The organism is Sporosarcina sp. FSL W7-1283 (genome assembly GCF_038003105.1).
In the GTDB taxonomy this organism is placed as follows: Bacteria; Bacillota; Bacilli; order Bacillales_A; family Planococcaceae; genus Sporosarcina; species Sporosarcina newyorkensis.
On the sequence record NZ_JBBOOL010000001.1, the window covers coordinates 2,834,195 to 2,855,476 of the forward strand.

At 39.6% G+C, this 21,282-nt stretch carries 22 protein-coding genes; 11 read left to right on the top strand and 11 right to left on the bottom strand.

The window, feature by feature from the left end; genetic code table 11:
* Positions 1 to 66: 66 nt before the first annotated feature.
* Positions 67 to 885: a hypothetical protein gene (locus MKY93_RS14870; protein WP_340759869.1), complete on the bottom strand. Its 819-nt coding sequence runs from the start codon at positions 883 to 885 to the stop codon at positions 67 to 69.
* A gap of 217 nt (positions 886 to 1,102) precedes the next feature.
* Between MKY93_RS14870 and fabG the strand changes: the two genes are divergently transcribed.
* From fabG to MKY93_RS14890, 4 genes are all read left to right on the top strand, one after another.
* The gene (gene fabG / locus MKY93_RS14875; RefSeq protein WP_078818001.1) at positions 1,103 to 1,846 is read left to right on the top strand and encodes a 3-oxoacyl-ACP reductase FabG; all 744 of its coding nucleotides are present in this window, start codon (positions 1,103 to 1,105) and stop codon (positions 1,844 to 1,846) included.
* Between the two features lie 91 nt (positions 1,847 to 1,937).
* Positions 1,938 to 2,345 carry a hypothetical protein gene (locus MKY93_RS14880; protein ID WP_340759870.1) on the top strand — a complete coding sequence of 136 codons (408 nt, stop codon included), beginning with the start codon at positions 1,938 to 1,940 and terminating at the stop codon, positions 2,343 to 2,345.
* Between the two features lie 409 nt (positions 2,346 to 2,754).
* The gene (locus tag MKY93_RS14885; RefSeq protein WP_340759871.1) at positions 2,755 to 3,843 is read left to right on the top strand and encodes a CapA family protein; all 1,089 of its coding nucleotides are present in this window, start codon (positions 2,755 to 2,757) and stop codon (positions 3,841 to 3,843) included.
* 202 nt (positions 3,844 to 4,045) lie between these two features.
* On the top strand, positions 4,046 to 4,963 hold the full coding sequence (locus MKY93_RS14890; RefSeq protein WP_340759872.1) for a hypothetical protein: 918 nt from the start codon (positions 4,046 to 4,048) through the stop codon (positions 4,961 to 4,963).
* 348 nt (positions 4,964 to 5,311) lie between these two features.
* Here MKY93_RS14890 and MKY93_RS14895 read toward each other — a convergent pair whose 3' ends face one another.
* From MKY93_RS14895 to MKY93_RS14905, 3 genes are all read right to left on the bottom strand, one after another.
* A complete protein-coding gene (locus MKY93_RS14895) occupies positions 5,312 to 5,704 on the bottom strand; it encodes a hypothetical protein (RefSeq protein WP_340759873.1) in 393 nt (130 codons plus the stop codon).
* Positions 5,705 to 6,056: 352 nt separating this feature from the next.
* The gene (locus tag MKY93_RS14900; protein WP_176132562.1) at positions 6,057 to 6,227 is read right to left on the bottom strand and encodes a hypothetical protein; all 171 of its coding nucleotides are present in this window, start codon (positions 6,225 to 6,227) and stop codon (positions 6,057 to 6,059) included.
* Between the two features lie 260 nt (positions 6,228 to 6,487).
* Positions 6,488 to 7,654 (bottom strand): DUF3221 domain-containing protein, encoded by a 1,167-nt coding sequence (locus MKY93_RS14905; RefSeq protein ID WP_340759874.1) that lies wholly within the window; start codon positions 7,652 to 7,654, stop codon positions 6,488 to 6,490.
* Between the two features lie 243 nt (positions 7,655 to 7,897).
* On the opposite strand from MKY93_RS14905, the gene MKY93_RS14910 reads away from it, so the two are divergent.
* The 3 genes from MKY93_RS14910 to MKY93_RS14920 all read left to right on the top strand — a co-directional run bounded on the left by MKY93_RS14910 (position 7,898) and on the right by MKY93_RS14920 (position 10,110).
* On the top strand, positions 7,898 to 8,674 hold the full coding sequence (locus tag MKY93_RS14910) for a transporter substrate-binding domain-containing protein (RefSeq protein WP_340759875.1): 777 nt from the start codon (positions 7,898 to 7,900) through the stop codon (positions 8,672 to 8,674).
* A gap of 75 nt (positions 8,675 to 8,749) precedes the next feature.
* Positions 8,750 to 9,382, top strand: a complete 633-nt coding sequence (locus MKY93_RS14915) for an amino acid ABC transporter permease (protein ID WP_246602577.1) — start codon at positions 8,750 to 8,752, stop codon at positions 9,380 to 9,382.
* Positions 9,379 to 10,110 (top strand): amino acid ABC transporter ATP-binding protein, encoded by a 732-nt coding sequence (locus MKY93_RS14920; protein ID WP_340759876.1) that lies wholly within the window; start codon positions 9,379 to 9,381, stop codon positions 10,108 to 10,110. The genes MKY93_RS14915 and MKY93_RS14920 overlap by 4 nt, the downstream gene beginning before the upstream one ends.
* 198 nt (positions 10,111 to 10,308) lie before the next feature.
* Here MKY93_RS14920 and MKY93_RS14925 read toward each other — a convergent pair whose 3' ends face one another.
* Positions 10,309 to 10,509 (bottom strand): cold-shock protein, encoded by a 201-nt coding sequence (locus MKY93_RS14925; RefSeq protein WP_078817992.1) that lies wholly within the window; start codon positions 10,507 to 10,509, stop codon positions 10,309 to 10,311.
* Between the two features lie 457 nt (positions 10,510 to 10,966).
* Here MKY93_RS14925 and MKY93_RS14930 point away from each other — a divergent pair, with 457 nt between their 5' ends.
* Positions 10,967 to 11,233: a YqhV family protein gene (locus MKY93_RS14930; RefSeq protein ID WP_342746529.1), complete on the top strand. Its 267-nt coding sequence runs from the start codon at positions 10,967 to 10,969 to the stop codon at positions 11,231 to 11,233.
* 281 nt (positions 11,234 to 11,514) lie between these two features.
* Here MKY93_RS14930 and MKY93_RS14935 read toward each other — a convergent pair whose 3' ends face one another.
* Positions 11,515 to 12,618 carry an S-layer homology domain-containing protein gene (locus MKY93_RS14935; RefSeq protein ID WP_340759877.1) on the bottom strand — a complete coding sequence of 368 codons (1,104 nt, stop codon included), beginning with the start codon at positions 12,616 to 12,618 and terminating at the stop codon, positions 11,515 to 11,517.
* Positions 12,619 to 12,930: 312 nt separating this feature from the next.
* On the opposite strand from MKY93_RS14935, the gene MKY93_RS14940 reads away from it, so the two are divergent.
* From MKY93_RS14940 to MKY93_RS14950, 3 genes are all read left to right on the top strand, one after another.
* Positions 12,931 to 13,251, top strand: coding sequence for a PadR family transcriptional regulator (locus MKY93_RS14940; RefSeq protein ID WP_340759878.1), 321 nt, complete (start codon positions 12,931 to 12,933; stop codon positions 13,249 to 13,251).
* A gap of 76 nt (positions 13,252 to 13,327) precedes the next feature.
* A complete protein-coding gene (locus tag MKY93_RS14945) occupies positions 13,328 to 13,894 on the top strand; it encodes an HAAS signaling domain-containing protein (protein ID WP_340759879.1) in 567 nt (188 codons plus the stop codon).
* The gene (locus MKY93_RS14950) at positions 13,881 to 14,735 is read left to right on the top strand and encodes a DUF4097 family beta strand repeat-containing protein (RefSeq protein WP_221835775.1); all 855 of its coding nucleotides are present in this window, start codon (positions 13,881 to 13,883) and stop codon (positions 14,733 to 14,735) included. The genes MKY93_RS14945 and MKY93_RS14950 overlap by 14 nt, the downstream gene beginning before the upstream one ends.
* Positions 14,736 to 15,671: 936 nt before the next feature.
* On the opposite strand, the gene MKY93_RS14955 is transcribed toward MKY93_RS14950, so the two are convergent.
* The 5 genes from MKY93_RS14955 to MKY93_RS14975 are packed head-to-tail and all read right to left on the bottom strand — an operon-like array spanning position 15,672 to position 21,281.
* The gene (locus MKY93_RS14955; RefSeq protein ID WP_340759882.1) at positions 15,672 to 16,769 is read right to left on the bottom strand and encodes an aminotransferase class V-fold PLP-dependent enzyme; all 1,098 of its coding nucleotides are present in this window, start codon (positions 16,767 to 16,769) and stop codon (positions 15,672 to 15,674) included.
* 29 nt (positions 16,770 to 16,798) lie between these two features.
* Positions 16,799 to 18,004 carry a M20 family metallopeptidase gene (locus MKY93_RS14960; RefSeq protein WP_340759884.1) on the bottom strand — a complete coding sequence of 402 codons (1,206 nt, stop codon included), beginning with the start codon at positions 18,002 to 18,004 and terminating at the stop codon, positions 16,799 to 16,801.
* Positions 18,005 to 18,025: 21 nt separating this feature from the next.
* Entirely contained in the window at positions 18,026 to 18,754 is a 729-nt protein-coding gene (locus MKY93_RS14965; RefSeq protein ID WP_340759886.1) for an MBL fold metallo-hydrolase, read from the bottom strand.
* Positions 18,755 to 18,773: 19 nt separating this feature from the next.
* Entirely contained in the window at positions 18,774 to 19,778 is a 1,005-nt protein-coding gene (locus tag MKY93_RS14970) for a Gfo/Idh/MocA family protein (protein WP_340759888.1), read from the bottom strand.
* A gap of 21 nt (positions 19,779 to 19,799) precedes the next feature.
* Positions 19,800 to 21,281, bottom strand: a complete 1,482-nt coding sequence (locus tag MKY93_RS14975) for a sodium:solute symporter family protein (protein WP_340759890.1) — start codon at positions 21,279 to 21,281, stop codon at positions 19,800 to 19,802.
* Position 21,282: the final 1 nt, after the last annotated feature.

Here is a 21,282-nt window from a genome sequence, read left to right on the forward strand (position 1 = left end):
TACAGACGGAGATTTTCAGAAAAAGTTTCAAATGTTTTTAAAAAGATTTTGGAGAATGGTTGGATTTCATAAAAAGTTGTTTGATTGCGCTCTCCCGTTCCATTCAAACTCCTCAACCGAAACTGTATACTCCTGATAAATATCACTAAAAAACGTCTCATCAATCAACTCACGCAAAACACCGCTGAAATAACCCGGTAAATTGCGGATACGCTTTGTTTTTGTCGCCATTACACTGATCCGCATTGCACGATAAGCCAAATCCTCGAATACTTCCTCCTTGCCTTTATAAATTCCGAACTTCAACATGCGTCCCGAGAGCGCCCTATAAATCCCAAAGAACTCACGTGTTTTGGCACTATCTCCAGTCAACGACAATATATCTTTCATCTTCGTAAAAAGAGTTGTGGATAACTTTTCACCAGCAGAGTGAGACGTCTTTATAAAGTCTTTAGTGTTTTGAGATTTATAGAAAGAAGGTTCTTTTTCCAAAACCGCCTCAGAAACCACGTCCTGATTAGGCTCGGTCACCTCAACGCCCCTGTCCAAATTCCCCTGGTCATTGATGGGCAAAATAACATAAATATTTGCTCCCAAGCCGCTCATAACAGGCCTGACATAATGAATCCGCTCGATAATCTGCAGTTTCTCCAGTTTGCGGAGAGTCCGTCTGACCGTGGAATTCGACAAGCTGAGTTTCGTTTCAATTGTCTGGTGTTTCAAGTGGGCAGCCAAGTAAATCACTGAATAACATCGAATCATTTCAAGGACAGCGCGGTCGGTCTTGTTTATCGCATTCCAATGAAGGTCTATATGCTGGCGTGCCGCAGCGTCCATTTCGATTTTGTTCTGGAATTTCGCGTACTGAGAAAGATAATGTGTCATGAGAAAAACCCCTTTTTCTTTCTATATAGAAAGGAGGGGCCAAAAGAGATACACATACATGAAACTATTTTTCAAATTGTTCTAGCGGCAATTGGCGGAGCTGTTTAGGAAAGGGGCTCAGTAACGGGCAGTCCCCTGTCACTTTGCTTGTATGATTCACTACTCAGTTATGTTAAAGTTATCCTAATATTCTATTAAAAACTAAGGAGTGAATAGGATGGGGAAATTATTAAATAAAGTGGCGGTCGTAACTGGAGGAGCTCAAGGGATTGGTGCTAAAATCGCAGAAAGACTATTGGAAGAGGGGGCTACTGTAGCGATGTTGGATACCAACTTCAATACTCTCGAACAGACAGCCAACAAGCTGGATGCTTCAGGAGAACGTGTTCTTACGCTGAAATGCAATGTAGCGGATCAAACAGATGTAAAAGATACATTCACAACCATTTACGAGAAGCTTGGCAAGATTGATATTCTGATCAACAATGCAGGTATCACAAGAGACGCATTCTTTCATAAAATGACGCCAGAGCAATGGCAGTCCGTCATGGATATCAACCTAAATAGCATGTTTTATACATGCCAAGCCGTCATTCCAAGCATGCGGGCACAGCAGTACGGAAAAATCGTCAATGTTTCTTCCACCTCCAGCTGGGGCAATTTGGGACAGGCGAATTACAGCGCGTCTAAAGCTGGAGTGATTGGCTTGACGCGGACATTGGCTAAAGAAAACGGCAGCAAGCGAATTACTGTAAATGCGGTCGCACCCGGACAGATAAATACCGACATGACAAAAAATCTACCGGAAGATGTTAAGAGGATGGCTACGTTATTAACACCGGTGGGCCGGATGGGAGATCCATCTGAAGTGGCATCGGTTGTCTCCTTCTTGTCATCGGATGATTCGAGTTTTGTTACCGGGGAATGCATTAGCGTCAGTGGTGGATTTTTGATGGTTTGATCTTATAAATACCGGTCGAAATGAATGCTGGATCGTTATTTGACCTGCAAGCAATTAATGTGAAAGCTACAGATTACTAGAGGTGTGATTTATGTTAAAAAAATGGAGTTTTTGGATTGGCGGGGGTGTGCTAATTATTGCAATGGTAAGCTTGTTCTTTGTTAATAGAGCGAGTGAAGATCCGGTGCTTGCTATGAAGATTGTAGAACAAGCAAAAAGTAGTACAACAGAAATCCCCCTGTCCACTTTAACTGATTTCGACTGGGATCGGGCATTGGTCTATGGGCCCTATACGACCGGAGATGTCATAGAGGATTCTTTGAATGTTAAGTTTAAGGGCAACATCAATGGTCTAGATATTAGGGAGGATATGTTTCTGCTTGTATTTGCTAAAGGGGATCATGCGGTTAAAACAGCAGTGCTTTCAAGAACAGGGGTTAGTTATTATGAACAGAATGGGCTGCTGACACCGGAGAAGGATGTGTTGATTGTTAAGTGATAGCGGAAGTAACAATGACGCCCTCCAACCGATTTCCAGGTTATCCTCACTTCTTCAATTCTTCTCGTAAAGATGTAGTTCTTATGTAACCTAATAAGTTTCAGTCACAAACAATAGAAAGTTGCTTTTCTATAAAATTTATATGGTATAATTAGATGATTTTAGCAAGGTAAAGTTAGTTATTAGTAGTAGATTTGTTTTCTGCTTTACAGAATGAAAATTCCTGAAAATGAAGAAGTGAGTACTAGGTCTCCACCCAATTGAGTGAATAATCACAAAACAGGTGGCGGTTTGGCCCCAAATATACAATTAATCCTTCCGATTACGTATCTCGTCGGAAGGATTGTTTTGTGGTGTGTTCATTTCCAACTTGTGTGCAGACCTGGTACTTTGATATGGAGAGGTTAACGTGAAGACAAAATGGATGTTCGCTATCATGGTTTCAGTCTGGATAATATGCGGCTATATTTTATGGGAAGATTGGAAGGAAAGAGATCAGGCGCTCCCTGTTACAGTGCATGAAGAAGAAACTGAAGAAAAACTAGAACAAATAGCAGTAAACATTGCAACGATCGGCATGATTGGAGATGTGCTGTTGCATTACCCAATCAACACGTATCCAAGTTACGATTTTGCATTTCAAGAAGTGAAAGAGAAGATGATGGGTATTGATTTCTTAATCGCCAATCAAGAATCCATGCCGGGGGGTGTTGAGCTGGGTCTGTCCACCTATCCGAAGTTCAACAGCCCAAAACATATCATTCAAGATCTTCAAAGCGCAGGCGTTGATATGATTTCATTAGCCAATAATCATACATTGGACAAAGGAGAAATCGGCGTCCTGAAATCCATTCAACATGCGAAAGAGTATGCGATGCCATATGTCGGTGCCTATCAGTCTATCGAGGACCAAGAGAATCAAAGGATTGTTGAAGTGAATGGGATCCGAATCGGCGTGTTGGCGTATACATACGGAACGAACGTCGGATTGGCTCCCTATGGAAAAGAGTATTTGGTCAACATGGTGGAGCGTGTGAAGATTGCAGAAGATATACAAAGGCTTAAACCTTCTGTGGATGTCACTGTAGTCTCTCTGCACTGGGGACCGGAATATGTGTTGAACACCTCGGACACACAAGAAGAACTTGCGGAGTTTGTAGCGAAAAACGGAGCTGATATTATTTTCGGTCATCACCCGCATGTTTTACAACGATACGGAGAAGTCGGAAATGCGAAAGTCTTTTTCTCGCTCGGCAACTTCTATTCCGCACAGCCTTTTGAATACACAAACTTTGGAGGCATTGCCCGGCTTACGGTAAAAAAGGAGAAGACAGGCGATACAACAACAGTTTCGATTGATGATCCCCGTTTATTCCCCACTGCAGTCATCAAGGATGAACAGAATCGTTTTAAAGTGGTGCCGCTGCGAAATGCCAACCATGTGATTAGGTATACCGATGAGTGGGTGGAAGATCATGTTGGTGTGCCAGATTGGTGAGTGGGTGGAAATGCTACACATGTATTAAAAGTATATTAAAAAGGCACTATATCCAGAGGCCAGTGTTTTGAAATGGAAAATGAGTGATTCGTTAGTTATGTACCTTAAACCGGCTAAGTATTTCTTTGATTAATGAAAGGCCTTTAACACCTAGCCTATTTAACGATTTGGGCACCAATATGTGAAAGTGAGGAGCAAGCAGATGAAACGAATCTTTTTATTACTTGCAATTATTTCAGTATTGACCGGCTGCAGTTCTGCATATAAACAGTCTTTTGAAGAAGCAGAGGCTGCATTGGAAAGCGGAGAATATGAAAACGCACTTAAATTATATAACACTGCTCTAGAAGAAAAGCCGGATAGTTCCGAAGCAAAAGACCGGGTTGTTTTATTACATGAATATGAAGAAGTGAAGGAAAAAATTGAGCTCTTTAATTGGACAGAAGCGGCTGATTTAGCGAACACTTTGCTGAAAAATGAAGACATTGTACCGTCGTTGCAAAACGAAGTGAAGACACTACTTGTAACGATTGAAGAGGAAGAGGAAAAGGAAAAGCAGAACGCAAACGATCTGAAAGTTATCGAAAAGCTGATCAGTAGCGATGAGGTTGAAGAAGCTGCCTCTAAGTTGAGTGAATTAAAAAGCGATATAAAGTCCGATGCGTTGAATAGTGAAATAGATAATTTATATATTGAATTAGGCGCAGCGGAAAACCGTTTCGCCGAGAAAGAACGGTGGGAAAAGAAAGCAAAGCAACGAACAGCGGAAAAGAAAAATTTAAAGAATAAATATATGCAAAAGGCGCAGGAGCTTGAGCACAGAATAGCAAAAGAAGCGAGCCACCTATACGCAAATAATCCACCGCCCGGTTTCTTTGGTCAATATTATAATGAATGGGATGATTTGCTGAACGAAGTGTGGGGCGTGTTGAAAAACACTGTATCAAAAGAGGAGTTTAAAGAGATTAAGGCAGATCAAATATGGTGGGTGAACAATAAAGAAAAAGGCTTTGCCGAATTGCCAGATGAAACAGCTTCCACCAGAGCTGCCGGAATGGATTATCTTGCCAATCTGACGGAAGATCGGACTTTTTATTTGATTGGGAATCATATGAAGTGATGGTATTGATAGTTTGGAAGCTGCCGTGCCCGCGCACAACTTCATAGCAACCCTAGACTCAACCAAATGGCGCCCGTTTGGTGCGGTTCTAACCAACTTTCGCTCGTTACCAGCTTAGTTTGGTGCGTTCCGAAACGGCATTCGTTCGCTCCTTTGCAATTTTAGTGCGGACCGACCAGACTTTCGCTCGGTCCGCACTGTTTTTTGAGCGCTTTCCCCGCTAGGGTGCCTGGCTCCCGCCCCCATCCGCATGCATCTTGCGGATTGTGACAGGACCCGGCATCTATAGAAGTAACTTTGAATTATTTTAAATTTGTATGAAGATCAGGTACTTAGGATGAAAAGGATTTACTTATCAAATAACGCTTCAATCAGGTCTTCAATATACTCTGCAGCTTGTACCTCCGACGCTTGAATAGCTTCCAGTTCCCCATTTGCCATCGTTTCTATACTGAACTTTCGGGTCTTTTCCTCTACACAGCTGACATAGTTCTCATAGACATATTTGAGTTCGTTACCTTCTTTTTCAAACGCATTTGGGATTTCCAGATTGTCCATGTCAGCCAAAATCCGCTTGAAGTCTTTCACTTTCAACAGCCATTGTTCTTTCATGGATGAAATGTCTGGATTTTGCTTGAGAATGAATTCTTCAGATATCCCTTCATATTCCTCGGACGCTATAATTAACCGTTCGTGTAATTTAATGATTTGTTGTAGATAATCTTTTCTGCTGATTGACATCGTATCATCTCCTATCACGATTATACATAATTGTGTCTTCATCGTGAACCTTTAAATTATGCGCTCAAACACAATATTCATTATTATAAATCATGCTTGCTCTTATGATTTAAACTTCGAGGAATCCCCATTTCGTTTTCGGAATACCTTTATTCCTACTGCACGAGCTATCATCTACTTCCGCGCTTAACAACATATCGAGTCGATATGATAGCGAATTGTGTTCCGTACTCTTTCTGAATCCAATCGATCTGGCTCAAGCAAGGCGTGGAGTGTGAACCCCCTCCCGAACTCCAACGTCGAGGATAGGCAGCTCATCTTTCCGGTAGTCCACATGTACAATGAACGCGAACTAGACTTCCATCTGGGCTCGGGTTTTTTCATTCAACGGGACAATCTCATAAAATGGCGACAACATCTTTCTTGTAACTGCTTCAATCCGGCCTGTAGCCCTTTCCTGCACGGGCGTCACTGCATAGACAAGCAAGTCGTCTTGGCGAATAATAATGGCGGAGCGCTCCAAGCGAGAGCCCCGCCACTTCCGCGATATTCCGTATTGTCACCGTTTCACTCTCCTACTTCATCTGACCGCAATTGGATAAGGCAAAAAGACATACGTAAAAAGGCTATCTACTGCGGATCGGCTTTTTACTAACTAATTTGTGATGAGTTTCGGACTATCTGTGCAGGCAACTATTCCGCTTGTTTGTACATTCACGTTCAATCAAGCAATCATGTTTTTTTACTCAGGTACTTCAATCCATACACAGACATCTTCAATTATCAACCTTCCACCTCCACCCTACTGTCATCGCTTATTTCCAGTATCCATACCTTGCGATTCCCATCATACTGCACTTCGGTAATTACATTAAAATTAAAAAATTCCTTCTTTTTCTCTTTAATTGCTTTCGCCACGGCTTGCGATTCGGAAAGTGTTGCGTCGGCAGGTTTATAATCAGGCAGGATTTCTACAAACTTCGCTGTTCCCTGTGCCGGATACGACTCCGCAATTCCGCCTGTTGCCTCCACTTTCACACGTTGGCCGACCGTCAGCAGATCAGCTTCAGGAAATGAATAGTTGGTGGCACCTTCCATACCGCCTGAGACGAAAATACTGCCTTCCGACACGCCCATGATGAATCCGCCATCTTTGACAGGAGTTTCAGTCATTATCTGATTCGGCTTAATAATAGCTGATTCTCCGGGTTCCGCGACCATGTTCCCCTCTTGCTTGAAGTGGAACGTATAATCCAAAAACTGCTCCTCTAGCTCTTTTTGTTGCTCGGGCTTTAAGAAATCATGTCCTATTTCAACAACTCCTGTTATCGTATTGACCGATAATGCGAATGATCCGCGCTCTTGCTTCATCTCTTTCAGCACTTCTGCCACTTCATCCTGCATCGTATACAGTTCATGCTGGGTATGCGAGCTCCTGAAAATATAAATCGGTTTAGCCAAAATTTTGCCCTCGTCCACTATCGGCTGCAAGAGATCAATGACTTGCTGTACACGCTCATCGGGATCCTTCACGCCGATCCAAATGCCTGATTGAGCAGCACCGTCTGCTTGATTTTCAATAAAGAGAACGCCCTCTTTTTCAAAACCTTCATTGCCCCCATACACTTCTTCCACAACTTCGATTGCAATCGGCACTTCAATCGCCTGCACGGCCATATCTTCTTCCAATTCCTTCGATGGTTCGCCAAAAAATCCAGCTTTATAGTCCGGATTATCAATTTGTTCGGCCACCGCCTTCTCCCGGAGCGGAAAATCCTTTACGCTCTGCTCTAATTCTGCGATGATTTCACGCCCATCTACTTTCTTCACCGTCTGCCATCCTTCTTGATTAGCAGAGCTGTTTTGCTCAGTACTATCCAATCCTGCCGTCCCGCATCCGCCTATCAAAAAAGCGGCACCTATAAGGACAGAAAAGATTCTCTTTTTCATACCACTCCCTCCAATCTATTCCAGTAGACGGATAAGCTGGTGAATGGTTACAACAGACAGGACCGCTATTGAGTTCCAGACCCTCACTGTACTGATTTCATTTCTGTGACCCGCATCTCAAAAAGGTGCCAAAAGTAATTTACCACACTACATTTGTAATATTACGCGCAGTCTAAAAATATACTACTATCGATATACGTTTTCACTTAATTTGCAAAATATATGTTTAGGGGAGCTGAGAGAATGAAGAAGTTCATTTTAATAATGGTTTTATCGATCATCTCAATTTTATTAGTAGCATGTGGAGGAAGTGACGATAAAACTTCTTCGGAAAAAGAAAATGCAGAAGACAAAACGTATGTTGTAGGTGTTGATAACACATACCCTCCCTTTGAATTTGAAGCAGATGGAGAATTAGTCGGTATTGACATTGACTTGATTAATGCCATTGCAGAAGATCAGGGTTTCAAAATCAAAATCGAGCAAATGGACTTTTCAGGAATAATACCATCGATGCAAGCCGGTGAATTGGACATTGGTATGGGCGGGATGAGTATCACGGATGAACGTAAAGAAACAGTCGATTTTTCCGATCCTTATTTCGAGGCCGGAATTTCTCTTGTAATCGCTGATAATAATACAGAAATCAATAGTCTCGAAGATTTAGCCGGAAAAAAAGTAGTTATAAAAAATGGCACAGTCAGCGCAAAGTTTGCTGAAGAGAATAAAGACAAATATAACTATGAAATTGTCCAAGTGAATGATAGCACGTCAATGTTCCAGGAAGTGACGAATGGAACAGTTGATGCTTTAATGGAGGATTATCCTGTAATTAGTTATGCGATTGCAGTGAGTGATCTGAAATTTAAAATTGTAGGTGACCGCTTAACTGGAGACAACTATGGCATCTCCGTCTTAAAAGGCAAAAACGATGAGTTATTGGAAATGATTGATAAGGGATTAACAAACTTAAAAGAGAACGGTAAGTATGATGAAATTTTAAATGAATATTTAGATTAATTCTCATGAAAATTAAGTGCGATATGTTTCGCACTTAATTTTTTTCAAAGGAGGCAGATGTGAGTGGAAGTTATAATGAAATCACTTCCGTATTTATTTGATGGGCTTCAAGTGACACTCAAGGTATTTGTCATTGCGATTATAATTGGATTTTTTCTCGGTTTAATTGTTGCATTGCTGAGATTATCCCCGTTTTTCATACTACGTTGGATTGCTAAATTCTTTGTAGATGCGATAAGAGGAACGCCAATCTTAGTGCAACTATTTTTTATTTATTTTGGATTAAACACGTTAGAATTCATTTCCTTAGATCGAATGACTGCAGGTATATTAACAATTGCCATCAATGCGGGTGCTTATTATGCCGAAATCATGAGAGCCGGCATCCAGTCCATTGATCGCGGGCAAGACGAAGCGGCACGATCCCTTGGATTAACCAACGTACAAAGCATGAAATTCGTCATTTTACCACAAGCTTTCAGAAGAATGTTACCTACTTTCACCAATCAGGCCATCATTAGTTTGAAAGATACATCTTTATTGTCCGTTATAGGGATTGCCGATTTAACTCAACGCGGACAAGTGCAAATTGCGGCTACCTTCAAGGCGTTTGAAATCTGGATTGTTGTCGGCGTTCTATACTTTATCATTATTTATTTATTGTCCTTACTTTCGAGCTTTTTGGAAAGGAGATTTAAACTTTCATGACGATGATTCAAGTAAGAAAATTAATGAAGAGTTTTGGAGAGAATCATGTGCTTAAAGATATTTCGATCGACATCGCTGAAAAAGAGGTAGTGTGTATCATTGGGGCTTCGGGTTCAGGAAAGAGTACCTTTCTAAGATGTTTAAATCGTTTAGAGGATATTACATCTGGCCATGTGCTCATTGAAAATGTAGATATTACTAGTAAAAAAACAAATATTAATAAAGTGCGGCAAGAAGTTGGAATGGTGTTCCAGCATTTCAACCTATTTCCCTATAAGTCAGTAATTGAAAACATCATTCTCGGTCCAATGAAAGCAAGAGGAGTTCCCAAAATTGAAGCAGAGCAACAGGCACGTGAACTACTTGGAAAAGTCGGATTGAGTGAGAAAGAAAAGGCCTATCCCGCTTCCCTTTCGGGCGGACAAAAACAACGAGTCGCCATCGCCCGGTCGCTAGCAATGAATCCAAAGATTATGCTATTTGACGAACCAACTTCAGCACTCGACCCAGAAATGGTTGGAGAAGTATTGCAAGTCATGAAGCAATTAGCGAAAGAAGGAATGACGATGGTCGTCGTTACTCACGAAATGGGGTTCGCCAAGGAAGTTGCAGATCGTGTAATCTATATTGACGAGGGGTTAATTGTAGAAGAAAATGAACCCTTACAATTATTTAACAATCCGCAAAATGAACGGACAAAAGCATTTTTAAGTAAGGTTTTGGTATAACAACAGAACGGATGACATTTGAAATGCATGCCTAGGCATGAAACAACTCTGTTTGTTTATAAATTCACTTTTCCCCAAACAATCATGAAGGCTTTTCCCGAAGGCTAACGGCCGAAGTGACATAGTTAACTACTTATAAAAACAAATTTAAGGACATAAAAAAAAGACCCTACATGTAGGGCCTTTTTAAAGCTATTATTAAGCTTTTTGAACGTTTGTAGCTTGTAGGCCACGTTGTCCTTGTTCAATTTCAAATGTTACACTTTGACCTTCGTCTAAAGATTTGAAACCTTCGCTTTGGATAGCTGAGAAATGTACGAATACGTCCTCTCCTGCTTCACGCTCGATAAATCCAAAACCTTTTTCTGCATTAAACCACTTAACGTTACCTTGTTCCATTGTTGTTGCCTCCTAGTGCGGATATCCACACAATATGTTACTATCCTTGCTCAAATGTCTTAGACGAAAAACAAAATATATTCTCGGTTGAAAGAAGAACAAAAATAATTCTTCTTAAGAATAACATGTATGTGATAAAATAGCAAATAGTATGTTTTTTTTCTAATGTACCTATTACACCTTCCTTGTAACTTGGATAAAGTAACTGGTCCCCCATCTCCAATTCAAAGTCTATCCCTTGATGTAAACGAACCTGTTTCATTTCCACTGAATTAGACAAATTTCCAGCCTGAACTTCCGCTTCAAAATCATTGACCGTACCAGCTTTTGAACATGCTCATGAAGATGTCCAAATTTTAAATTCAAACCAAATGTCACTGTGAGATTATGATGATAAAGAGCAATGTGCCCACATACACTTAGGTAAGTTTTATCTAATACGGAAGGGGTTCATAATGTGATCGAAACATCTCTCCTTATGATTATTTTGCTGCGAATTTTCTCAGGAAGCATAGATATTACGGCTGCCTTTTTTATGTACAAGTTCAATGATTTAGAGAAAGCCTTTTACATCAACACGTTACTGGCGCTCGTCGGTCCTACCGTACTGATCATCACAACGGGAATCGCCTTATTCGGCCTGACGGAGAAAATTTCATTGACCCGGATGGTTTGCCTGTTTTCCGGAATTGTTCTCATTCTAATCAGCTTGAAATCTGAATAAACCATGTTAATGTGTGAGACATAATTCAATATCAGATCCGAGTTGATGTTGAAGTTGAAGTGCATGGCGTACAGAATTTATTTTTAGCAGGTTTGCAGAAAAAGCAATCTGTCGTTTGAGCAATCCTTGCTTCACCCCAACAGTTGTAAAGTTTATTCAAACGAACATGAGTGTTTTTGCACTTCATCCTTACCTGAAGAAGCGTTGCAGGGAGTTTTATGCGCAGATAACTCCAGCCAAAAAGAGAACCGGCTGCATGCGGTTCCCTGCTCATTCTTATTTTATTCCCATTGCGTCCGGTGCCTCTGTAATCCTTCCTCACCATAGAGGGCACGCACAAAGTCATCTTCTGCACGTTTTGTCCGGATATTCATGGCAAATTTTTGCTCACATACAGCGCAATTAAAGAAATCCGGATCTCCTATCGCTTTTAATGTAAAAAATTCTTCTTTGATTTTTGAAAAATCCCCTTGCAGCCATCCGTCCAAAATCGCTTCCAGCTCAGAGCCATTCTTTACAAAACGCTTGAGATAAAGAATATTTTCTTTCGCCATTTGTCCAAGTGAATGGCCTGCCATGTACATCTGAACTGTCGCCCACCCATCTTTCGTAGGTTCTGTAATCAGATAATCGGATGGGTCGTGTGTAATTTTCTGCTCAAGCATACCAAGCATCGTTAAAGCCATTAAATTGGGCTCTCTCAGTTCCTGCTCAGTAATCCTCGCAAACTGTCCGCGGATTTTCTGCGCCGGTTCATTCGGATCAACAGGATCGTTCATATGCAGCAGACGATGCAGAAATACGGCATAATGTACTCTGGTAACCGGTCGGTCAGGACTGAACGTTCCGAAATCACCTGTTGTGATGCCATTCGAATAAAGCGCCTTAATATACTTGCTCGCAGGATGGGTTCTCGGCACATCCACGAAATCCAAATCCACTTTCACTTTTAGATCAAACGCCGCGGTCAACACCTTCGCCATCTCTGCACGGGTGATTGGTTGATTCGGATAAAAATTGCCTTTTGCGTCCGGTTCAAAAATCCCTGCTTGCTGCAATTTTTTTATATCATAAAAAAAAGTATTCTTTGTAGATACATCCTTAAATGGAACAAACTTTTCGACGACAGGCAAGTTCACTGTACGGTTAACGAGCGCAGCCGCATGTTTTCGGGAGATAACCTCACTCGGCCTGAATTCCCCATTAGCATAACCACTGATAATTTGCTGATCGCGCATTTCATGAATGATCTCAAGATACGGACTGTTTTTGGATACATCCTTAAACGGACTAACCACTTCTGCTTCTGCCTGTATCGGTACCAAGATGGTAGGAACAGCAACTGTTGCGGCTAATATAAGATGGAATAGCTTGTTTTTATTCATTGGGATCCCTCCTACTTTTACTATGTAAGTATCGTATAGACGGAGTTTTTCAGTAATAGTTTCATGTTGTGAAAACTTTTTTGACACAACAAAAGATCTGCGAAAACCAAACATGTTTTTATGGATAAATGATACTTACAGAAAAAGATAACTCCCTTTTTGATTAGTTCAGAATTTATGTTAACAGACATTCATATACTTTCTTAATCGGTACCTTGCTATGAACAATACCATATGATATATTACTGTTACCAAGTACTTAGCAAAAGACAGTACTATTCATTGATCACTAGCGGAAGGAGATTAATTGGAATGAATGTACAATTCAAAAAAGGTGTCCTAAATTTATGTGTGCTTGTCTTACTTGATAAGCAGGATCGCTATGGTTATGAGCTTGTGCAGAAGATTTCGGATCAAATTTCCATTTCGGAAGGATCGGTTTACCCCCTGCTCCGTCGTTTAATGAAGGAAGGCTATTTTACGACGTATTTGCAAGAATCGTCAGAAGGCCCTCCTCGCAAATATTACAAATTGACAGATGCAGGTCGTGCGTATCTTCATGAACAATTGGCCGAGTGGCGGACTTTCACGGATGGAGTGAATGCATTAATCAAGGAGGGTGTACAGGAATGACTGAAAACTGGAGAATGAACGGATTTCAATCATATGACCATAGTCGGTTAGCAAACGAAAAGAAAGGAGTAGTAAAATGAATAAGAAAAAATTTTTTACTCATCTAAAGAATAATTTAACAAAACTCCCACACGAAGAACGACAAGAAATTTTGCAGGACTACGAAGAATACTTTGCAATTGGGCAGTTAGACGGAAAATCTGAAGAGCAAATTGCAACCTCCCTTGGTTCTCCAAAAACAATAGGAAAAGAGTTATCTGCTGCGTACCACCTTGAAAAAGCAGAAACAACCGGCAGCACGGGAAATCTATTGCGAGCTATATGGGCAGTTATTGGTTTAGGTTTCTTTAACCTGATTATTGTACTTGGACCATTTATCGCATTGGTCGCCTTGATTGTGTCTGGTTGGGTCACAGGCATTGGATTCACTGCGGCACCTCTTCTTATTTTGCTAAACCCCATTCTAGCTCCTGGTACATTTGAGTTGTTCGACTTATTTAACTCACTCGCCTTGTGCGGACTCGGTCTCTTTATCTCAATCGGAATGTTATACGCCACGAAGTACTTTATGAATGGGTTTATACGCTATATGAAATTTAATGGGAAACTCGTCAAAGGGGGCTTAACGCATGTTGAACATTAAAGGACTATCGATAATTGCTTCTCTTCTTCTGCTAGTTGGTATCGTAGGGAGTCTCATCACCTATCAGCTTATCCAAAAGCCAAAGGCGGTTACCCAGGAATTCACTATTCAAGATGATAACTTTACAAGCATCGATATCAACGCCGATGACGGTCAAGTTGAACTAGTTCCAACAGACGGATCAAAGGCTTTTATCGAAGCTTCGGGACACGATATAAAGAACGATGTATCCGCTATGGTAAAGGATTCTAGTTTGGTCATTGTACTTAAAAAGAAGAAACAGAAGCTGATCTCAGTCAATTTCGGGTTAAAGCCAACTATCCTGAAAGTACACATACCTCACAAGGATTATGACTCGCTACGAATTCAAAGCGATAATGGAACCGTTGACGTGAGAGACGTAAACGCAGATTATATGACGTTGGAATCAGATAACGGAAAAGTAAAAGCGACAAGTTTAACAAATACTACACTCAAGGTACAATCAAATAATGGTCTGATTGCGCTTAAAGACACGTCAGCCGATTCGATTTCAGTTCGCTCGGATAACGGAAAGACGAAGCTGGAAGACGTAAAAGGGAAACTTACTGTACAAGCGAATAACGGGCGAATTGAGGTAAAGACAGATTCACTCGATGACCCAACTGAATTGATTACAGACAATGGACGCATCGATATTCAAACGGCAAACACGCCTACAAATGCGACAATCATTGCAGAAGCCGCTAATGGGAATAGCACGATTTTCAATGAAAAAAAATCACATGCTGTATTTGGAAAAGGTGAAATCCCTATCAACCTTTCTTCGAAAAATGGAAATATCACAGTGGGAAAACGTTAAAAAACATGTGTAAGGTACCTGTGCATGAAACTATTACGTTCGATAAAACTTTTGCGTTTAATCAAACAATCATGAATGTTTGCCACACAGGTACCTTGAATTTGACGTAATACTCATAATGAACCGATAAATTAAACACTTCTACCATTGCACACTCAAAACAACATCATTATTGAGTCATTTCAGACTCATTAAAGAAAGAGTATTATTTAAAAATGATTCAATAGCCCCCCGGAAATTTATGTAGAAGATATTGTGCTATAGGCACTCACTCATTGAAGTGTTCATGTACATGAAATTTTTGCGTTTATTTAAACACTCATGGTTGTTTGTCAAATAGGTATCCTTGACTCTAACATTGCCTACCCTTGCTTGTATCATTGCAAATTCTCTCTATCATCTATGAAACAAATAAATGCTTCTGATCCTAAAGCCATCCACTTCGTTTTAAAAGCCGCAGCATATACAAGGTGAACGCCTTCAGCACAGAAGCATTAGTTATATAGTTTTTTAATCGCAAAACCATCCTGGATAGTCCGCAAATAGTTCTTAATGATCCGGCATCATAGACCCGCTCACCCGCACATTAATAATAGCGCCAAGCGCCGTGATATTTTCTTCTTCATTTGATTATCTCTAGACAGCCTTAACAGTAGCTGCAGTGTATAGACGGAGATTGTAAAGTAAGTTTCAAAATTTATAGGGATAATTTTCGGGAAGGAAACTAAGCTTGGAGCATTAATACAGTGAAATAGGAAAGTAACAGGTCCAAACACAAATTCAGAACAATTCAGAATCGCTTTGAAGCTATTATAAAACTTAGGATCCTTCAATAACTGTTGTTTATTAAACAGCGAACAGACAACTTTTCAGTATAGTTGCCTGTTCACTAGGATATATACAAATCCGAATTTTTTGTAGACCTGGCACACGAATTTACAAATTATTCAGAAATCTATCAATTTCCTCTTCTGTATTATAAAAATGAGGTGAAACCCGTATCCCCGATCTAAAGTTAACTTTAAAATTATTTCTTTCAAAGGTTTCTATTCCTCTTCCTGAGAATAATGTAATTCCAGATTCATTAGAAGTTGGAGATAACAAGGTTAGACTTGGAATAGCATCGATTCCTTTTCTTAATCGCTGAGTTAATCTGGCTACCCTATGATAAATTTCCTTTTGCATAGGTTGTAGTAAACATAATGTTTCATTCACACCTGAAATAGCAGAAAAATTCATATTACCAGTCTCGTACCGTCTTGCACTTTTGCTTAGGAGGTATTCTACCCTCTCATATTCAAAGGGATTTTCCATACTTGCCCACCCTACCCAAGGCATCTTTAATTTATCCATTGATTTTTCATTAATATAGACAAATGAAACTCCATCAGGACCCATTGCCCATTTGTAAAATCCGCTTACCAAAAGATCAACATGACATTTCGCTAGATCTAACTCAGTCATAGCAAATCCCTGAATTGCGTCAACTACAAAAAAGATATTATTCTCTTTACAGTATCTCCCTAGCGTCTGAATATCAATTTTATTACCATTAGTTGCACTAACCCAACTAACACTGATGACTTTTGTTCTTTCTGTTACCATAGCGATTATATGTTCCGCGGTCAATTCATTATTCTCAAAAGGCACAATCTTTGTTTTGACTCCTTTTTCTTTTAATGCCAACCAAGGATATATGTTCGCGGGGAATTCTTTATCGGGAATTATTACCTCATCCCCATCTGTGAGTTCTAAACCTTGTGAAGCTACATTGATTCCAGCAGTGGTATTCCATAAGTAGGTAATTTCTTCAGGCTTCGCATTAATCCAATTTGCAATAAGCTTACGAGTTTCTTCAACTACACCCCACCAGGCTGGGAAATTGGAACCTTTTATCTGTCTCTCTATGTGGAAGTTTTGAATGCGATTTACGACTGTATTATGCAATGCCCCCATGGCTGCATTATCTAAATAAATTTTTTCGCTTAGAAGTGGAATCTCTTTTCTAAACTTTTCAATTTCTTGTTTATTCATTTACACTCAACTACTTTCCATAAATAAGATTATTCATCACTATTACTACTCCAATGACCTGATTTATGAATCTCTGTAAAGATAAATGAGTACATGTTAATAGCCTGTACCATTTGTTCGGCTGCTATCCACTCGTCTTCTGTATGAGCTTCCTGAATACTTCCTGGACCAAACACCACTGTAGGGATCCCCTTAGGTTGAATTTTGCTTGCATCGCACCCGAACTGTAAGCCACTATATTCAATGTTCGGATTTAGTTTTTTTAGAACCTCGGTTAAAGCTAATAATTCCTTTGTATTTAAATTATTTTCTAACGGAGGATCGATAAGATACGGCTCATTCCAAATGATATCTTCCCAGAGATTAGGGCTTATAGCTTTTTGGACTCTTTCTTTAATATCTTCTATTGCATCCTGCCAATTTTCTTGGGGATTTAGTCGACGATCAATATGTATCGAACAATTACTAGGAATGATATTTACCTGCTCTCCTCCGGAAATTAAGGTAATACTTAATGAACTCTTTCCACATAGTGGATGACAATTATTTTCAACACTTGGTTTTACATGTTCCTTAATTATGGTAATAATATCCGTCATTTTCTCAATCGCATTATCACCTTCCCACGGTGTAGAAGAATGAGCACTCTTCCCATTAACCTCTAACACAAAGCGCACGCTTCCTTTATGATAAGTTCCAAACTGCAGTGATGTTGGCTCTCCAACTATTGCTAAGTCAGCTTCAACAGATTTTTCCATCAAGAAGTCTACACCACGATGTCTATGCTCTTCGTCTACTACAGCAACTAGAAGTACATTTAGAGGCAAAACTCCATTATTCTCAGCTAAAGCTTTACGCAGGCCAATGACCATGGCTGTAAGCTGTCCCTTAGCATCGCATGCGCCTCTTCCATACCATTTATCACCACTACTGGTTAACTCAAATGGTTCAACTGACATGCCTTGTATATCTACCGTATCTAAATGTGTTTCTAATAAAATGGTTGGAAATTCATTGCCACCTATATAAGAAGCATAATAATTAAACCGATCAGGTAATACCTCTTCTTTCCACGTTGTAAATTCCGGCAAGTATTCTTGAAGATAAGAAGCAAATTTCACGCCTACTTCCTTTTCACCGTAGTTTTCACTAAAATTAGTGGATTCACCTGGATTAATACTTGGTATCTCGACGAGCAATTTTAATAAACGAAATGCCTCTTTTTCCCAATTCATTACCCAATCATCCTAACTTATTTAAAATGTAGTAGGCATAAAGACTTTACTTAACTGATCTATCGCTTTTTGAATGTGTGCCTGACCATTCTCGAGTAAAAATAAACGATGTCCAGAGAACAATGCGTTCACTTCCAACCCACTCAGCTTTCCAATATCTTTTCGGTAACAGGCCAAATCAGACCCTGGGGCATTTAACAAACCTAAATCACCATTGTTGAAAACAAAATCACTTGCAAACAAAGTATTTTTTTCTTTTGTTTTCATATAAAAACAATACATACCAGGGCTATGACCACGTACATGAATTGGAATAAGTTCTACATCGCCACATTTTATAATATCATCTTCACTCATTAAATAGTCGGGTTCAAAATAGCTGAATTCATAACCTTCTGGATAGCCCCCAGAACTAATAGCGAGCCTTAGAGCTTCTTCTACTTCTTCGTTGCATGTTGTCATCCAATTGTATTCTTCTTTCGACAGCCAAACTTCTTTCCCTTCACTTTGAAAGAATTTACTTCCGCCACTATGATCGGCGTGGGAGTGTGTACATATCACCCGTGTGACTTTATTCCATGGTACATACTTCTCTACGTTTTTTTTAATTTTCTCTGACTCGATTCCAACCCCTGCATCAATTAAAACAGCATCACTACCCCCATCGATCAAGTACACATGACAATCATATTGATTGGTTAAACCGATTTCACCGCTACCTACTAAATAAACATTATCTGTTAACTTCATGGTCACAACCCCTGTATAGCTATAGATTTTCCCAGATAATTTCTCTTTGTTCCTTAGCTGATTTAATTAAAGCGTCACAAATTTTGACCCCTAAAACTGCTTCCTCCATGGTTGTAATTGGTTTCAGCTGAGGATTTTGAATCAAACTAATAAAGTGTTCTAATTCATTCCGTAATGCTCCATAAAACTCCCCATGAATAGCTGTACTCAATTGAATATCTGGTCTTGATAATCTTCCCTTAGTCATCATAGATAAAGTGTCTCCGGGAAACCGATAACTTAAATGGCCGCCCTCGTACATTACTTCAAATTCAACATCTAAGTATTGACCATATTCATTCGGTAAGCACCACTGAGTTTCCAAAGAACAAATAGATCCATCTTCCATCTCAATTAATCCAAAGAAAATTCCAGGCATATTTATGTCTTCTACAATCTTTTTCTCCATTGCATAAATTCGCTTAGGAGATACTTTTGTATTCCAAATTAATTGGTCAATGTCATGTGAGAGTGCCATAAAAACTGGATGTGTACGAGAGTGCAAAGAAAAACGTTGAAAGGGAACATTTCTTTTAAAACGTAACGATAAAATTCTTGAAGTTAGATTTTCTAAACCGTCTTTTATAGTGGCATATCCCGGGTCAAAACGCAGCATATGACCCGGGATGATAACTAGATTGCTTTTCTTGCTCAACTCTAATAATCTTTCAGCGGTTAAAACATCAGTTGTAATAGGTTTTTCAATTAATACATGTTTTCCGTTTGAAACAGCTTCATTTACTAGTGGTTCATGACTGACCTCATCAGTTGCGATAACTACAGCATCTAATTTTTCGCTTTGTAATAGTTCTGTTGAGCTCGTATATGTTTTTTCATCAGGTATACAAAATTCTTCTTTCACTTTTCTTAGTCTTTCTATATTACGATCACATATACCAAATAATTCAACCCCCTTTAAAGATTGAATGGTACGCACATGCTCTATTCCGAAATCTCCTATGCCTATAATCCCAATATTAATCAAGAAGACCACTCCGTCAAATTATTATTCTTTAATTTCTTTCATTTTCATCTTTTTAAAGAACTCTTCTATTTTTTGTTCATGTTTATTTGTCGTTTTTATTAGCAAGCTTAAGATTATGCCTGTTATAAGTGTCATTAGCGTACTTGTTGCAGTTGTTGCAGCTAAGCCTTGTATTCCACCCACACCCATTACTGATACTAAAAGCCCGCTAAGCGCGCCGACAAGGATGGAGATAACCGCAGCTGTTGCTTTCATTCTTTTCCAAAAGATAGCTAGACATACAATTACAAAAATCGGCATATCAGTTACGGCAATTACATTTAAAATTGCATCCACGGCGCCACCCAATAGTGGTACTATCATCGCCCAAATTGTACCAATCACTGCGAGAATTATTGTAGCTATTCTGGAAGTTTTCAAATAATGTGCTGCATTTTTATTTGGCTTCCACTTTCGATAAAAGTCTTCAGTAAAAAGAGACGAAGAAGCGCATAAAGCAGAGTCAGCTGTTGAAATACCAGCGGACAAAAGTGCGGCAAAAAATATTCCAAGCATTCCAACAGGCAATAATTCAATATATACCTGTGGACCAACCATATCTGGATCAAGGCTGGCTACTAACTGATCAGGAAGAATGCTATGTGCAGCCAGTCCAGGCAGAATTTCTAAAATTGCTATTGGAATCGAAACTATTGCCGCTAAGATTAACCCCCACTTTGCCACATTTACAGACTTAGCAGCAAGTCCACGTTGCATGACAAATTGACTGGTAATAAAATAAGGAAAACCTAAAAGAGTAATCGCTATGATCCACGGCCATCCATTTGCACTTTCGGAAGAAGGTACCCATTCAATTAAATTATCCGGAACCGAATTAACGACGCCACTCCATCCACCAAGTTGTGAGAAAATATAAGCCCCGCCAATAAACAATCCTGCAAACATAAATAAAAACTGAATCGAGTCCGTAATTACTACCGAGCGAAGTCCACCCAAATATGTATAAATTACTACAATGATAGCAATTAATAAAATCATCCAGTGGATTTCAATACCGAAGACTAAACCTGTTATTACAGCAGCAGCATATACTGTAACTCCATATCTATTTAAAGTATCTGCTAAAATCCAAATTACACTAATTAACCCTCTTACTCTGCCATCATACCGATCTTCAAATATTTCCGACATTGTATTATATCTCAATTTTCTATAGATAGGTACAAACACTACTGCCGCCAAAACACATGCCATCGCATTAAGCGCAATCCAACTAACAGAAACTCCAGCATTATATACCAAACCAGGTTTTCCTACTAAACTCCAGGTTGAAAAATTGGTAGCGCCAAATGTAGCCGCTAACATAAAAGGACCAAAGGTTCTGCCTGCAACTGAGAAATCTTCAAAGCTGTCAACCCCCCTAGATACCCACCATCCAATGAAAAGGGTCAAAATAACATACAAAATAATAATAACAATATCTAAAGCAGCTATATGGTTCATC

Coding starts and splice junctions, on each gene's coding strand:
- MKY93_RS14950 (WP_221835775.1), top strand. CDS start 13,881: ATGTTGAACATTAAAGGACTATCGATAATTGCTTCTCTTCTTCTGCTA.
- MKY93_RS14895 (WP_340759873.1), bottom strand. CDS start 5,704: ATGTCAATCAGCAGAAAAGATTATCTACAACAAATCATTAAATTACAC.
- MKY93_RS14940 (WP_340759878.1), top strand. CDS start 12,931: ATGAATGTACAATTCAAAAAAGGTGTCCTAAATTTATGTGTGCTTGTC.
- MKY93_RS14905 (WP_340759874.1), bottom strand. CDS start 7,654: ATGAAAAAGAGAATCTTTTCTGTCCTTATAGGTGCCGCTTTTTTGATA.
- MKY93_RS14955 (WP_340759882.1), bottom strand. CDS start 16,769: ATGAATAAACAAGAAATTGAAAAGTTTAGAAAAGAGATTCCACTTCTA.
- MKY93_RS14960 (WP_340759884.1), bottom strand. CDS start 18,004: ATGAATTGGGAAAAAGAGGCATTTCGTTTATTAAAATTGCTCGTCGAG.
- MKY93_RS14965 (WP_340759886.1), bottom strand. CDS start 18,754: ATGAAGTTAACAGATAATGTTTATTTAGTAGGTAGCGGTGAAATCGGT.
- MKY93_RS14925 (WP_078817992.1), bottom strand. CDS start 10,509: ATGGAACAAGGTAACGTTAAGTGGTTTAATGCAGAAAAAGGTTTTGGA.
- MKY93_RS14890 (WP_340759872.1), top strand. CDS start 4,046: ATGAAACGAATCTTTTTATTACTTGCAATTATTTCAGTATTGACCGGC.
- MKY93_RS14870 (WP_340759869.1), bottom strand. CDS start 885: ATGACACATTATCTTTCTCAGTACGCGAAATTCCAGAACAAAATCGAA.
- MKY93_RS14935 (WP_340759877.1), bottom strand. CDS start 12,618: ATGAATAAAAACAAGCTATTCCATCTTATATTAGCCGCAACAGTTGCT.
- MKY93_RS14915 (WP_246602577.1), top strand. CDS start 8,750: ATGAAATCACTTCCGTATTTATTTGATGGGCTTCAAGTGACACTCAAG.
- MKY93_RS14920 (WP_340759876.1), top strand. CDS start 9,379: ATGACGATGATTCAAGTAAGAAAATTAATGAAGAGTTTTGGAGAGAAT.
- MKY93_RS14910 (WP_340759875.1), top strand. CDS start 7,898: ATGAAGAAGTTCATTTTAATAATGGTTTTATCGATCATCTCAATTTTA.
- MKY93_RS14945 (WP_340759879.1), top strand. CDS start 13,328: ATGAATAAGAAAAAATTTTTTACTCATCTAAAGAATAATTTAACAAAA.
- fabG (WP_078818001.1), top strand. CDS start 1,103: ATGGGGAAATTATTAAATAAAGTGGCGGTCGTAACTGGAGGAGCTCAA.
- MKY93_RS14975 (WP_340759890.1), bottom strand. CDS start 21,281: ATGAACCATATAGCTGCTTTAGATATTGTTATTATTATTTTGTATGTT.
- MKY93_RS14880 (WP_340759870.1), top strand. CDS start 1,938: ATGTTAAAAAAATGGAGTTTTTGGATTGGCGGGGGTGTGCTAATTATT.